At 72.5% G+C, this 13,035-nt stretch carries 16 protein-coding genes; all 16 read right to left on the bottom strand.

Translation table 11 applies throughout. The features are described 5' to 3' along the window. Window positions 1–261: 261 nt before the first annotated feature. Window positions 262–1,773 (bottom strand): YifB family Mg chelatase-like AAA ATPase, encoded by a 1,512-nt coding sequence (locus ACWEFJ_RS29195; RefSeq protein WP_449715672.1) that lies wholly within the window; start codon window positions 1,771–1,773, stop codon window positions 262–264. Further along, the gene (locus ACWEFJ_RS29190; protein ID WP_378088060.1) at window positions 1,773–2,126 is read right to left on the bottom strand and encodes a YraN family protein; all 354 of its coding nucleotides are present in this window, start codon (window positions 2,124–2,126) and stop codon (window positions 1,773–1,775) included. The genes ACWEFJ_RS29195 and ACWEFJ_RS29190 overlap by 1 nt, the downstream gene beginning before the upstream one ends. Window positions 2,127–2,321: 195 nt before the next feature. Then, window positions 2,322–2,645 (bottom strand): DUF2469 domain-containing protein, encoded by a 324-nt coding sequence (locus tag ACWEFJ_RS29185; protein ID WP_033431454.1) that lies wholly within the window; start codon window positions 2,643–2,645, stop codon window positions 2,322–2,324. After that, the gene (locus ACWEFJ_RS29180) at window positions 2,645–3,439 is read right to left on the bottom strand and encodes a ribonuclease HII (protein WP_449715671.1); all 795 of its coding nucleotides are present in this window, start codon (window positions 3,437–3,439) and stop codon (window positions 2,645–2,647) included. Before ACWEFJ_RS29180 ends, ACWEFJ_RS29185 begins: the two co-directional genes overlap by 1 nt. A 9-nt stretch (window positions 3,440–3,448) precedes the next feature. Then, window positions 3,449–4,351 carry a signal peptidase I gene (gene lepB, locus ACWEFJ_RS29175; RefSeq protein WP_378088064.1) on the bottom strand — a complete coding sequence of 301 codons (903 nt, stop codon included), beginning with the start codon at window positions 4,349–4,351 and terminating at the stop codon, window positions 3,449–3,451. Window positions 4,352–4,367: 16 nt separating this feature from the next. Next, window positions 4,368–5,270 carry a signal peptidase I gene (gene lepB / locus ACWEFJ_RS29170; protein WP_378088066.1) on the bottom strand — a complete coding sequence of 301 codons (903 nt, stop codon included), beginning with the start codon at window positions 5,268–5,270 and terminating at the stop codon, window positions 4,368–4,370. A 35-nt stretch (window positions 5,271–5,305) separates the two neighbouring features. Further along, window positions 5,306–5,665, bottom strand: a complete 360-nt coding sequence (rplS, locus tag ACWEFJ_RS29165) for a 50S ribosomal protein L19 (RefSeq protein WP_073896548.1) — start codon at window positions 5,663–5,665, stop codon at window positions 5,306–5,308. Window positions 5,666–5,829: 164 nt separating this feature from the next. Then, the gene (gene trmD / locus ACWEFJ_RS29160; protein WP_449715670.1) at window positions 5,830–6,564 is read right to left on the bottom strand and encodes a tRNA (guanosine(37)-N1)-methyltransferase TrmD; all 735 of its coding nucleotides are present in this window, start codon (window positions 6,562–6,564) and stop codon (window positions 5,830–5,832) included. After that, window positions 6,554–7,072: a ribosome maturation factor RimM gene (gene rimM / locus ACWEFJ_RS29155; RefSeq protein WP_449715669.1), complete on the bottom strand. Its 519-nt coding sequence runs from the start codon at window positions 7,070–7,072 to the stop codon at window positions 6,554–6,556. Before rimM ends, trmD begins: the two co-directional genes overlap by 11 nt. An 8-nt stretch (window positions 7,073–7,080) precedes the next feature. Continuing rightward, window positions 7,081–7,320, bottom strand: coding sequence for an RNA-binding protein (locus ACWEFJ_RS29150; protein ID WP_015104447.1), 240 nt, complete (start codon window positions 7,318–7,320; stop codon window positions 7,081–7,083). Next, window positions 7,317–7,757 (bottom strand): 30S ribosomal protein S16, encoded by a 441-nt coding sequence (gene rpsP, locus ACWEFJ_RS29145; RefSeq protein ID WP_378088073.1) that lies wholly within the window; start codon window positions 7,755–7,757, stop codon window positions 7,317–7,319. Before rpsP ends, ACWEFJ_RS29150 begins: the two co-directional genes overlap by 4 nt. Window positions 7,758–7,910: 153 nt before the next feature. Further along, window positions 7,911–8,678, bottom strand: a complete 768-nt coding sequence (locus ACWEFJ_RS29140; protein ID WP_378088075.1) for a LamB/YcsF family protein — start codon at window positions 8,676–8,678, stop codon at window positions 7,911–7,913. Further along, a complete protein-coding gene (locus ACWEFJ_RS29135; protein ID WP_378088077.1) occupies window positions 8,675–9,451 on the bottom strand; it encodes a CPBP family intramembrane glutamic endopeptidase in 777 nt (258 codons plus the stop codon). The genes ACWEFJ_RS29140 and ACWEFJ_RS29135 overlap by 4 nt, the downstream gene beginning before the upstream one ends. A 9-nt stretch (window positions 9,452–9,460) precedes the next feature. Further along, window positions 9,461–10,171 carry a CPBP family intramembrane glutamic endopeptidase gene (locus ACWEFJ_RS29130; RefSeq protein ID WP_449715668.1) on the bottom strand — a complete coding sequence of 237 codons (711 nt, stop codon included), beginning with the start codon at window positions 10,169–10,171 and terminating at the stop codon, window positions 9,461–9,463. A 226-nt stretch (window positions 10,172–10,397) separates the two neighbouring features. Continuing rightward, the gene (locus ACWEFJ_RS29125; RefSeq protein WP_378088081.1) at window positions 10,398–11,474 is read right to left on the bottom strand and encodes an amidohydrolase family protein; all 1,077 of its coding nucleotides are present in this window, start codon (window positions 11,472–11,474) and stop codon (window positions 10,398–10,400) included. Then, complete coding sequence (gene ffh / locus ACWEFJ_RS29120; RefSeq protein WP_378088083.1) at window positions 11,471–13,015, bottom strand: signal recognition particle protein; 1,545 nt, start codon at window positions 13,013–13,015, stop codon at window positions 11,471–11,473. Before ffh ends, ACWEFJ_RS29125 begins: the two co-directional genes overlap by 4 nt. Window positions 13,016–13,035: the final 20 nt, after the last annotated feature.

The raw sequence follows: 13,035 nt of genomic DNA, 5'->3' as shown, positions 1-13,035 counted from the left end.
CGGTGGGTGGGCGGACCGCCTTGGAGCCGAGCGGGGCGGGACCAGCCGGCGGAGGCGTCGGTGGCGGAATGGTCGCCGGTGGAGGAGGTGGCGAGGCGGCCGAGGGCGAGGGTGAAGACAGGGAGGCAGGGGGCGGTGCGGCTGGCGGCGGATAGGTGGAGGGCGGTGACGTCGAGGACGGTGAGGTCGAAGGTGGTAGGGGAGGTTGAGGGGCGGAGGGTGGTGGGGTGGTGGTGCGGGAGGTGGGGTTGTTGGTGGTGGTCATGACTTCCTGCGCTCTCGGAACTCCAGGGCGGCTGCCACGTGGTCGCCTGTCGGTCGGTCCACCTCCGCCAGGTCGGCCAGGGTCCAGGCGACCCGCAGGCACCGGTCCGCGCCGCGGCCCGTCAGCGCGCCGGTGCTCAGCGCCCGGTCCAGGACGGTGGTCGCTTGGCGGGGCAGGGCGAACTCCCGCCTCAGGACGGGGCCGGGGACGTCGGCGTTGGTCAGCCAGCCGTGCTCCGACCAGCGCTCCGCCGCCCTCGTCCGGGCCTTCTGCACCCGCTCCCGCACGGCGGCCGTCGGTTCGGGCGGTCCGAGGTCCGCGGCGCTCATGACGGTCAGGGGGCGCATCACCACCCGCAGGTCCACCCGGTCCAGGAGGGGGCCGGACAGCTTGCTCTGGTACCGCCTGCGGGCGGCCGGGAGGCACACGCAGTCGATGTCCTTCGGCGGCGCGCACGGGCACGGGTTGGTCGCCATCACGAGCTGGAACCTGGCCGGGTAGCGGGCGATGCCGTCGCGCCTCGCCAGGCGCACCTCGCCCTCCTCCAGCGCCGTGCGCAGCGCCTCCAGCTTGGCCGCGCCGAACTCCCTCGCCTCGTCCAGGAACAACACGCCCCGGTGCGCCGTGCTCATCGCGCCCGGCCTCGCCATGCCGGTGCCGCCGCCGATCAGGGCGACCACGGACGTCGAGTGGTGCAGTGACACGAACGGCGGCCTGGTGACCAGCGGCGCATCCGGGCTGAGCAGGCCGGCGATGGAGTGCACCGCGGTGACGCCCAGGGCCTCCTCCGGCGACAACGGCGGCAGGAGGCCGGTCAGGCGCTGGGCCAGCATCGTCTTGCCCGTCCCGGGCGGGCCGGTCAGCAGGACGTGGTGGCCGCCCGCCGCGGCGACCTCCAGCGCCCACCTCGCCTCCGGCTGCCCCACCACGTCGGCCAGGTCCGGGCCGTCCGGCGGAGGGGCGATCGCGGGCGGGGTGGTGCGGTGCAGTTCCCGCTCGCCCGCGAGCCAGGCCAGGACGTCGGCCAGGGTCTCCGCGCCGAGCACCGTCATGCCCTCGACCAGCGCGGCCTCCGCCAGGACGTCCACCGGCACGACCGCTTCGGCCAGACCCGCCCGCTTGGCCGCCAGCAACGCGGGCAGCACGCCCCGGACGGCGCGCACCCGGCCGTCCAAGGCCAGCTCGCCCAGCAGCACGGTCCCCGCCAGGCGCTCCCCTGGGATGGACCTCGCGGCGGCCAGGACCACGCACGCGATGGCCAGGTCGTAACCGGAGCCGTTCTTCGGCAGCGTCGCCGGGGACAGCCCCAGCGTCACCCGTTGCGACGGCCAGTCGTGCCCGCTGTTGCGCACGGCCGCCTTCACGCGGTCCTTCGACTCGTGCAGCGCGGCGTCCGGCAGGCCGAGCAACTGCGTCTTCACCGTGCCGACGCCCACGTCGGCCTCGATCTCCACCGGCACGCCGTCCACCCCGAACAACGCCACCGACCACGTCCGCGCGAGCGCCATCACACACCCCGCACGTGGTGCAGGCGGACCCGACCGGACGGCGGCCACTCGATCGCGATCACGTCGAGCCGGATCTCCACCCGGCCGACCCGGTGGGCGCTCGACCAGCGCAGGGCCGCCTTGCGAATCCGCTCCACCTGCTCCGGCGTCACCGCCTCCAGCGGCGTACCCCGCGAGGTGCCCGAACGGCACTTGACCTCGACCACCACCAACCGCGTGCCGTCGGTGGCGACGACGTCCAGCTCACCGTCCTCGCACCGCCAGTTGCGCGCCAGGATCGACAGGCCCTGGTGCTCCAGGTACCGGCACGCCGCGTCCTCGCCGCGCCGGCCCAGCTCGGTCGCCGTGCTCATCGCTCCCACCTCCGGAATCGGTCCTGGTTGCGACCTTGCCGGGGGTGGGGCGGGCTGACGAGCGGGAGTGCGCGAACTGTGGACAACTCCCGGGGCTGTGGACAGCTCCGAGGGAATTGTCGGTATCGCGTGGTATCGGCGCGAAAAGACGCGAAGGGGCCCGCCTCGCGGCGGGCCCCGGAGACTTCGCGGGTGTCAGGAGTTGAACGGGCCGTCCTCGGGCAGCCTGAGTTCAGGTTTGTCCAGCTCCTCCACGTTCACGTCCTTGAAGGTGATCACCCGGACGTTCTTCACGAAACGGGCGGGGCGGTACATGTCCCACACCCACGCGTCGGACATCCGCACCTCGAAGTAGACCTCGCCGTCCGCGTTGCGGACCTGCACGTCCACCGAGTTGGCCAGGTAGAACCGACGCTCGGTCTCCACGACGAACGAGAACTGGCTGACGATGTCGCGGTACTCCTTGTACAGCGACAACTCCATCTCGGTCTCGTACTTCTCGAGATCCTCTGCACTCATCACGCCTCCGCGCGGGTAATCATCGAATCCGCGCCCCTCCTCGTCGCGAGCCTGCCACCGCTGGTCTGCGGGGTTGTCCCATTCTGGACCACGGTGGCCGCGACCACGCCGCGCGCCACCCGGTGCGGCGGTTCCAGCCCGTGCCGGAGCGCCGCGGCGGCCACGTTCGCATACGACCAGCGGTGTTGCCCACTCGGGCCGTGCTCTGCCAGCGCCGCCTGGTGCTCGGGGGTGCTGTAGCCCTTGTGCACGTCGAACCCGTAGACGGGCAGCTCCTCGTGCAGGCCGGCCATGATCCGGTCCCGGGTGACCTTCGCCAGCACGGACGCCGCCGCGACGCACGCCGCCACCCGGTCGCCCTTGACCACCGGCATGTTGGGCGCGGTCAGGCCCGGCACCGGGAAGCCGTCGGTCAGCACGTACCCGGGGTGCGCCCCCAGCCGCGCGACCGCGCGCCGCATGCCCTCGATGTTCGCCACGTGCACGCCGATCAGGTCCACCTCGGCGGCCGGGATCACGATCACCGCGTAGTCCAGCGCGCGCTTGAGCACCAGGTCGTACATCCGGTCGCGCGCGGCGGCGGTGAGCAGCTTCGAGTCGGTGAGCCCGTCGAACTTCGCCGCGTCACCCGGCTTGAGCACGCACGACGCCACGACCAGCGGCCCCGCGCAGGCCCCGCGACCGGCCTCGTCCACGCCGGCCACCGGGCCGAACCCGCGCCGGTCCAACGCGGCTTCGAAGGCCCAGATGCCCGCGGCCTGCCGTACCTGGACGCGAGGCGGCTTGCGGATCACCCCTCGACCCTATCTCAGCCGCGAACCCCGGAGCCGGGCCCTCACGCGCTTGCCGAGCAGCAGCACGGGCCACGCCGCCGCGAAACCGACGCCCACCGGCAGCGCGTCCTGCCACGCGGGCGCGCCGATGGCCGTGACCTGCGGGTTGTGGTCGCCGATGCCCTGCCAGCGCGACGGCGGCAGCACGATCACCCGCGCCTTGCCCACCACGTTGTCCACCGGCACCAGACCGCCCTCGCGGCCGTCGCCCTGGCACCGCGAGTCGCACGAGTCGTTGCGGTTGTCACCCAGCACGAACAGGTAGCCCGGCGGGATCTTCAGCTCGGCGAACGACTCCTGCACCGTGCTGCGGCCCGGGGCCCAGTACACGTACGGCTCGTCCAGCGGCTTGCCGTCGACCACGACCCGGTTGCGGTCGTCGCAGCACTGCACGGTCTGCCCGCCGACCGCGATGACCCGCTTGACGAAGTCCTCCTCGTTCGGCGCCGGGAACCCCAGCAGCGAGCCGAGGCCCTGCACCGCGCGGGTCACCGGGTTGGTCGGCTCGGCGGCCACGAAGTCCTGGTTGATCCAAGTGTCCGGGCCGTGGAAGACGACCACGTCACCCGGTTCGGGGTCGGTGAAGTCGTAGGTCAGCTTGTCCACCAGCACCCGGTCGCCGAAGCAGCCGCCGGAGCAGCCGTGCAACGTCTGCTCCATCGACTCCGACGGGATCATGTAGACCTTCGCCAGGAACGACTGGATCAGCACCGCGAGCACCACCGCGACACCGATCAGGATCGGCAGCTCTTTCCAGAACGAGCCCTTGCGCTTGGTCGATTTGCGCGCGCGGGCACGCCACCGCTCGACCTTCTCCTCGTGCTCCGGGTCCCCCTCGTCGGAGGAGCCCCGGGACGATGCGACGTCCACCACCCCGCCAGCGTACCGATCAGGGCTGTGAGGCCCTGGTCAACCGCCTGCGCAACCGGCGGCCGAAGAACACCAGGGGCCACGCCGCGGCCAGGCCGGCGCCCGCCGGGATGGCGCTCTGCCACGCGGGCGCGCCGAGCGCCACGGCCTGCGGGTTGTGGTCGCCGATGCCCTGCCAGCGCGACGGCGGCAGCACGATCACCCGCGCCTTGCCGATGACGTTCTCCTCCGGCACGGTGCCCGCCACGCCGCCGCCGCCCTGCTTGCGCGAGTCGGTGGAGTTGGTGCGGTTGTCACCCATCACCCAGAGGTGGCCCTCGGGCACCTTGACCGGCTCGAACGGGTCGTGGTTCTCCGGCGACGTGCCGGGCTGCCAGTAGATGTACGGCTCGTCCAGCGGCTTGCCGTCCACGAGCACCCGGTGCTGCTCGTCGCAGCACTGCACGGTCTGCCCGCCGACCGCGATGACGCGCTTCACGAAGTCGCGCTCGTCCGGGGGCGCGAGCCCGATCAATGACGCGATCGACTGAATTCCGGCCACGATCGGGTTATCCGAACGGCTGGAGGTGAAGTCGTTGTTGCCCCACGTCTCGGGGCCGCGGAACACGACGACCTCACCGGGCTCGATGTCGGTGAAGTCGTAGACCAGCTTGTCGACCAGCACCCGGTCGTTGTTGCACCCCGGGCAGCCGTGGAGGGTCTGCTCCATCGACTGCGACGGGATCACGTACACCCGCGCGAGGAACGTCTGGATCAGGACCGTGAGGACGAGCGCCGTCGCGCCGAGCACGAGCAACTCGCGCCACAGCGGGGGCTTCTTCTTGTCCTTCTTCGACTTGCCGCCCGCAGCCGGGTCCGGAGTGGACTCGGCTGCGGGTTCCTGACCGTCTTCGTCAGCGGAGCGGTGCACGGGGTCTGCCACGAGTGGCAGGCTACTGCTTCCGCGTGTGCCCGGCGTCAGGAGGCCGGCTTGGCCTCGCGCTTCTCCTTGATCTTCGCGGCCTTGCCGCGCAGGTCGCGCAGGTAGTACAGCTTCGCGCGGCGGACGTCGCCGCGGGAGGCGACCTCGATCTCGGCGATGTTCGGGGAGTGCACCGGGAAGGTGCGCTCGACGCCGACGCCGAACGAGACCTTGCGGACGGTGAAGGTCTCGCGGATGCCGCCGCCCTGGCGGCGGATCACGACGCCCTGGAACACCTGGACCCGCTCGCGGGAGCCCTCGATGACGCGGACGTGGACCTTCAGCGTGTCGCCCGGCCGGAAGCTGGGGATGTCGGAGCGCAGCGACTGGGCGTCAAGAGCGTCCAGGGTGTTCATCGGTGGTCCGTCCTCGTCCTCACGTGTATTGCGTACTCCCCCAGGGCGCGGCCGAACTCATGTCACACACGCGCGGGGGCGGGCCTAGCGCACGCCGGATGAGTAGAACCGGGTGCAGCAACCTGTCCAGTGTGCCAGACGAGGGGCGGCGGCACGAAATCGCCCTAGTCGAGCCCGTCGAGCAGCGCGCGGTCGTGCTTGTCCAGCGCCCCCTCGGGCAGGGCGTCGAGCAGGTCCGGCCGGCGCTCGCGGGTCCGGCGCAGGGCCTGGTCGCGCCGCCACCGGTCGATCGCCCGGTGGTTGCCCGAGCGCAGCACCTCGGGCACGGCGAGGTCGCGCCACACCTCCGGACGGGTGTAGCTGGGCCCCTCCAGCAGGCCGTCGGAGAACGAGTCCTCGGCGGCCGACTTCGGGTTGCCCAGCACGCCGGGCAGCAGGCGGACGACGGCCTCGACCATCACCAGCACCGCCACCTCGCCCCCGACCAGCACGTAGTCGCCGATGGAGACCTCGTCCACGCGCATCCGGCGGGACGCGTCGTCCACCACCCGCTGGTCGATGCCCTCGTACCGGCCGCAGGCGAACACCAGGTGCTCCTCGGCGGCCAGGTCGTGCGCCATCCGCTGGGTGAACGGCCGACCGGCGGGCGTGGGCACGATCAGGCGCGTGGCCGGGGTGCACACCGCGTCCAGCGCCTCGCCCCACACCTGGGGCTTCATCACCATGCCCGGACCGCCGCCGTACGGGCTGTCGTCGACGGCCTTGTGCACGTCGTACGTCCAGTTCCGCAGGTCGTGCACGCCGACGCTGATCAGGCCCCTGTCGATCGCCTTGCCCAGCAGGGCGGCGCGGAGCGGGTCCAGGTACTCCGGGAAGATCGTGACGACGTCAATCCGCATCGAGCAGGCCCTCGGGCGGGTCCAGCACCACGCGCCCGCCGGGGACGTCCACCACGGGCACGATGTCGCGCACGAACGGCACGAGCGCCTCGTCGCCGTTCTCGCGCTTCACGACCAGCAGCTCGCCGCCCGGACCGTGCACGACCTCCAGCACGACGCCGACCCTGGTGCCGTCCGCCAGCTCGGCGGTCAGCCCCTCCAGCTCGTGGTCGTAGAACTCGTCCGGGTCGCCGGTCGGCGGCAGGTCCTCGGTGCTGCCCAGCAGCAGCGTGCCGCGCAACGTCTCGGCGACGTCGCGCGTCAGCACTTCCTCGAAACGCACCAGCAGCCGCCCGGAGTGGTTCCGGGCGGCTGCGACGGTGAGGTTGCGGGACGAGCCGTCGCGCAGCTTGGCGGCCAGCACCGAGCCCTTGGCGAACCGGGTCTCCGGCGAGTCCGTGCGCACGTCCACGGCCAGCTCGCCGCTGATCCCGTGCGCCTTGGCCACGCGGCCGACGACGACGTCCATGTGCGCGGTCAGCGGTCGGTGTCGACCACGTCGACGCGCACGCCACGACCACCGATGCCGGCCATCACGGTGCGCAGGGCGGTCGCGGTGCGGCCGCTGCGGCCGATCACCTTGCCGAGGTCGTCCGGGTGGACGTGCACCTCGAGCGTGCGACCGCGCCGGGTCGTGACCAGGTTCACCCGGACGTCGTCCGGGTGGTCGACGATGCCTCGAACGAGGTGTTCGAGAGCGTCAGCCAACAAGCTCACGCCTCGTCCTTGGCAGCCTCGGCGGCGGGCTCGGCGTCCGCGGCCTTCTTGGCCGACTTCTTCTTCGGGGTCGTCGCCTCGGTCGTCGGGGCGTCGCCCGCGGCGGCCAGCGCGGCGGCGAACAGGTCCGCCTTGCTCGGCTTCGGCTCCTTGACCTTCAGCGTGCCCTCGGCGCCCGGCAGGCCCTTGAACTTCTGCCAGTCACCGGTGATCTCCAGCAGGCGCTGGACCGACTCGGTCGGCTGCGCGCCGACGCCCAGCCAGTACTGCGCGCGGTCGCTGTCCACCGCGATGAACGACGGCTCTTCCTTCGGGTGGTACTTGCCGATCGTCTCGATGGCCTTGCCGTTGCGGCGGGTGCGGGCATCGGCGACGACGATCCGGTAGTACGGCTGACGGATCTTGCCAAGCCGCTGAAGCTTGATCTTGACGGCCACGGGTGTGGGTGCTCCTCGTGCTCTCGTGTGCTCAGGTGCGGGCAGTCCTCACCCGAGTGGGGCACGGGTGGTGAAAGCCCAGGTGTCTGGGGCGCCATGGCACGGTGAGAGGGACCGACCTCGGCGAACAACCAACCATTCTGCCAGACCGGTCTACCGCGGCACGAATCGGGCCACGGGGACGCCCGCCCCCGCCAGCGCGGCGCGGACCCGCTTCGCGTGCTCGACCGCGCCCGGCGTGTCGCCGTGCAGGCAGACCGAGTCGACCTCCGCCCGCAGCACGGTGCCGTCGGTGGCGACCAGCTCGCCGCGTTCGGCGAGGCGGAGCACCTGCGCGACGACGGCGTCCGTGCCGCTCAGGACGGCGCCGGGCTCGGACCGCGGCACGAGCGTGGCCTGCGGGGTGTACGCGCGGTCGGCGAACGCCTCCCGGACCGCGCGCAGGCCCGCGCGCCCGGCGTGGTGGAGCAGGCGCGAGCCGGGCAGCCCGAGCACGGGCAGGTCGCCGAACGCGCGGACGCCGGCCACCACGGCCTCGGCCTGGCGGTCGTGGTGCACGGTCGCGTTGTAGAGGGCCCCGTGCGGCTTGACGTACTCGACCCTGGTCCCGGCCGCGCGGGCGCACGCGTCGAGCGCCCCGATCTGGTACAGCACCTCGTCGGCCAGCTCGACCGGGTCGGCGTCGATGAAGCGGCGGCCGAAGCCCGCCAGGTCGCGGTAGGAGACCTGCGCGCCCACCGCCACGCCCGCGGCCGCCGCCTGCCCGCACACCCGGCGCATGGTCGACGGGTCGCCCGCGTGGAAGCCGCAGGCCACGTTCGCGCTGGTCACGATCCCGAGCAGGGCCTCGTCGTCGCCGAGGCGCCAGATGCCGAAGCCCTCGCCGAGATCGCTGTTGAGGTCGATCGCGCGTGCGGTCACGCGGGCATCACCCCGATCGAGACGAGGAGGAGGGTCAGGCCGGGCAGGAAGTTGTTGATCACGTGCGCCACCACGCTCGCGGTGAGCCTGCGGGTGATGAGCCGGGCGATGCCGATGGGCACCGCGATGACGATCAGGAGCGAGGTCCGCAGCGGCTCCAGGTGGCTGGCCGCGAAGATGAGCGTGGTCAGCACGAACGCCGCCCAGCGGCTCCAGCGCTGCCGCTCGATCGCGCCCCACAGCAGCCCGCGGTAGATGATCTCCTCGCACACCGGGCCGAGGAAGCACACGTAGAGGAACATCGCGACGGCGGCGGCCAGGGGCAGCGCCGCGCCGTCCACCAGCTCGCCGATCGCGGAGGTGGCGTTCTGGTCGCCGACCACCTTCGACCAGACGACCGCGGCCACGTAGGTGAGCACCAGCCCGAGCGCGCCCAGCTTGAGGCCGACCTTCACGTCGGCCCAGTCCCAGGCCAGCCGGAGGTCGCGGAACGGGCCGTTGCCGCGCAGGTAGGTGATGGTCACCGCGACCAGGGCGGCGAGCACGGTCGGGACCATCGAGCCGATGAGGATGTAGGCGGGCGAGGAGCCGGTGCCGGTCGTGCGGGCCACCGCGGTGATGAACACCGCGCTGAGAATGAAAACCGCTTCGACCAGCAGGAACGCGCCGAAGCCCCACCGCTGGCCGGCGTGCACCGCTTCCGGCTCGCGCCCGACCGCGCGGACGCTCGCGATCAGGCCGGGCGGCGGTTCATCCGGTCGTGTCACAACCATCAACCCTAATCAACCGGCGTAGAGGTACACGGCGGGCAGCAGGTTGTTCGTCGCGTGGGCGACCACGCTGGACGCCACCCGGCCGGTCACCATGCGGGCCGAGCCGATGGCGAGCCCCTGGGCGAACAGGCTGAGCACGCGCCAGCTCTCCTCGTGCAGGAACGCGAAGACGAGGGCGGTGAGGGCGAGGATCGCGATCCGCGGCACCCGGTAGTGGGCCAGCGCCTGCCACAGGGCTCCCCTCGTGAGGAGTTCCTCGGTCAGCGGTGCGCCGAGGAACACGAACAGCGCCGCCGCGGCCAGCCAGATCGTGCGGCCGCCGGAGAGCGCCCCGATCCGGTCCAGGGAGCTGGACCGGTCCGGGTTGAGGCGCAGCAGCAGCGCGCCGAGGAGCCACGCCGCGAGCAGCGCCGCCCCGCCGGCCGCCAGGCCGACCTTGACGTCCCGCGCCGTGGGCACCAGGCCGAAGTCCCGGTTGGGGCCGCGGCCGCGCGCCCACGAGACGACGACCGGGCCGAGCCCGAGCAGCACGTTGGGCAGGAAGACCAGCAGCACGAGCGGGCCGAGGACGGGCGGCGCGGTGACGTCGACCTCGGCGAAGCGATCGGCGGTCGCGGCGGTGAAGACGAGCGTGACGAGGTGGTAGCCGCCCAGGCCGGTGAAGAACGCCAGGAAACCCCAGTGCGCCCGCCCCGTGTCCCGGTCCTGCTGTTCCGCCACTCGTCCGAACGTAGTCGGCCGCCGGGGCGCGGTGCTGCCCGAGGTCGGTCAAGATCACCCTGACGGCGGCAGCACCGTGACCGGGTGGCGGAAGAATTCCCGCGACACCGCCCCATCACCGGTTTTCCCACCGTCGCGGCAGGCGTGCGGCCGAACGCGCGCCGCGCCCGGCCGGCGGAGGGCCGGAAACCCCGCACCGCCGAACGGCGGCGTCCCCGCCGACCGGTCAGACGTGGATCCGGCCGCGCAGCATCACCAGCGACGGGTGGCGCAGGGCGTCGAGGTCCTCGCGGGGGTCGCGGTCGTAGACCACGACGTCGGCCGCCGCGCCCTCGGTCAGGGACGGGAAGCCCAGCCACTCGCGGGCGGCCCAGGAGGCCGCGCCGAGGGCCTGCTCGGTGGTCATGCCGACCCCGTGCAGCGCCTTGACCTCGTCCACGATCCGGCCGTGCTCGATGCCGCCGCCCGCGTCCGTGCCCGCGAACACCGGCACGCCCGCCTCGACCGCCTTGGCGATGGTCCCGGTGTTGCGCGCGTACAGGTCCCGCATGTGGCCCTGGTAGGTCGGGTACCGGTCCGCGCCGGCCGCGATGGCCGGGAAGTTCTCGATGTTGATCAGCGTCGGCACGAGCGCCGTCCCGGCGCGCGCCATCCGGTCGATCGTGTCGTCGGTCAGGCCGGTGCCGTGCTCGATGCAGTCGATGCCCGCGTCGAGCAGGCCGGGCAGGGCGTCCTCGCCGAAGACGTGCGCGGTGACCCTGGCCTTGTTCTCGTGCGCGACCTTGATCGCCTCGGTCAGCACGTCGGTCGTCCACAGCGGCGCGAGGTCGCCGGTCGTCCGGTCGATCCAGTCGCCGACCAGCTTCACCCAGCCGTCGCCCGCCGCGACCTGCTCGGCCACGGCGGCGGGCAGGTCGGCCGGGTCCTCGATCTCGACGCCCAGGTACTTGATGTACCGCTTGGGCCGGGCCAGGTGCCTGCCCGCGCGGATGATGCGCGGCAGGTCCAGGCGCTCCTGCAGCGGACGGGTGTCCAGCGGCGAGCCGCAGTCGCGGATGAGCAGCGTGCCCACCCGCCGGCCGGCCAGCGCCTGGTCGACGGCCTCGGGCAGGTCGACCGCGCCCTTGGCGCCGAGGCCGACGTGGCAGTGCGCGTCGACCAGGCCCGGCACCAGGTAGCCGCCGGTGCTCACGGTGGTCGCGCCCGGCACCGGCCGGGTGCGGATGCGGCCGTTGACCACCCAGAGGTCCCGCGGTGCGCCGCCCTCGGGGAGGACCACGCCCCGCAGGTGCAGGCCGGTCACTTGTCGAACTTCAGCTTCGACGGGTCGAAGCCGGGCGGGAGCTGGTCGAGGCCGCCCAGGCCCGGCGGGAGGCCCTGGCCGCCCTGCGGCGGCATGCCGGGCATCCCCGGCGGCAGCATGCCGGGCATGCCGGGGAACCCGCCGCGCACCTTCGGCGGCGTGGGGCCGCGGCCCTTGCCCTTCTTGCCCTTCTTCCCCTTGCCCTTGCGGTTGTTCTTGCCGCCGCCGCCCGGCAGGCCGAACCGGCCCGCCATCTGGCTCATCATCTTGCGGGCTTCGAAGAACCGGTTGACCAGGTCGTTCACGTCGCTGACCCGCACGCCGGAGCCGTTGGCGATGCGCAGCCGGCGGGACGCGTTGATGATCTTGGGGTCGTCACGCTCGGCCGGGGTCATGCCGCGGATGATCGCCTGCACCCGGTCCAGGTGCTTCTCGTCCAGGTTGGCGAGCTGGTCCTTCATCTGGCCCGCGCCGGGGAGCATGCCGAGCAGGTTCGCGATCGGCCCCATCTTGCGCAGGGCCAGCATCTGCTCCAGGAAGTCCTCCAGCGTGAGCTGGCCGGAGCCCATCTTGACCGCGGCGGCCTCGGCCTGCTCGGCGTCGAACGCCTGCTCGGCCTGCTCGATCAGGGTGAGCATGTCGCCCATGCCCAGGATCCGGCTCGCCATCCGGTCCGGGTGGAAGACGTCGAAGTCCTCCAGCTTCTCGCCGTTCGAGGCGAACAGGATGGGCTGGCCGGTGACCTCGCGGACGCTGAGCGCCGCGCCACCGCGGGCGTCGCCGTCGAGCTTGGTGAGCACCACGCCGGTGAAGCCGACGCCGTCGCGGAACGCCGTGGCGGTGTTGACCGCGTCCTGGCCGATCATCGCGTCGACCACGAACAGCACCTCGTCGGGCTGCACGGCGGCGCGGATGTCGACGGCCTGGCGCATCATCTCCTCGTCCACGCCGAGGCGGCCCGCGGTGTCGACCACCACGATGTCGTGCTGGGCCCGCTTGGCCTCCTCGATGCCCTTGCGGGCCACGTCGACCGGGTCGCCGACGCCGTTGCCGGGCTCGGGCGCGAACACGGGCACGCCCGCGCGCTCGCCGACCACCTGGAGCTGGGTCACCGCGTTGGGGCGCTGGAGGTCGCAGGCGACCAGGATCGGGGTGTGGCCCTGGCCCCGCAGCCACTTGGCCAGCTTGCCCGCCAGGGTCGTCTTGCCCGCGCCCTGGAGGCCGGCGAGCATGATCACGGTCGGCGGGTTCTTCGCCAGGTTCAGCCTGCGGGTCTCCCCGCCGAGGATGCCGATCAGCTCCTCGTTGACGATCTTGACGACCTGCTGCGCCGGGTTCAGGGCCTGGCTGACCTCGGCGCCCTTGGCGCGCTCCTTGACCTTCGCGATGAACGTGCGCACCACGGGCAGCGCGACGTCGGCCTCCAGCAGCGCGACCCGGATCTCGCGCGCGGTCGCGTCGATGTCGGCCTCGGACAGCCGCCCCTTGCCCCGCAGGTTCTGCAGGACCGAGGTGAGCCGGTCGGAAAGGGTGTTGAACACGGTGCCGCCAGACCTCGCAC

The sequence above is a fragment of the Actinosynnema sp. NPDC004786 genome, from assembly GCF_053601135.1.
This window is presented reverse-complemented; position numbering and strand designations above follow the sequence as displayed.

Excerpts from the sequence above, each read along its gene's own strand:
- ACWEFJ_RS29195 (WP_449715672.1), bottom strand. The coding sequence starts at position 1,773 with ATGGCGCTCGCGCGGACGTGGTCGGTGGCGTTGTTCGGGGTGGACGGC.
- ACWEFJ_RS29190 (WP_378088060.1), bottom strand. The coding sequence starts at position 2,126 with ATGAGCACGGCGACCGAGCTGGGCCGGCGCGGCGAGGACGCGGCGTGC.
- ACWEFJ_RS29185 (WP_033431454.1), bottom strand. The coding sequence starts at position 2,645 with ATGAGTGCAGAGGATCTCGAGAAGTACGAGACCGAGATGGAGTTGTCG.
- rplS (WP_073896548.1), bottom strand. The coding sequence starts at position 5,665 with ATGAACACCCTGGACGCTCTTGACGCCCAGTCGCTGCGCTCCGACATC.
- trmD (WP_449715670.1), bottom strand. The coding sequence starts at position 6,564 with ATGCGGATTGACGTCGTCACGATCTTCCCGGAGTACCTGGACCCGCTC.
- rimM (WP_449715669.1), bottom strand. The coding sequence starts at position 7,072 with ATGGACGTCGTCGTCGGCCGCGTGGCCAAGGCGCACGGGATCAGCGGC.
- ACWEFJ_RS29135 (WP_378088077.1), bottom strand. The coding sequence starts at position 9,451 with ATGGTTGTGACACGACCGGATGAACCGCCGCCCGGCCTGATCGCGAGC.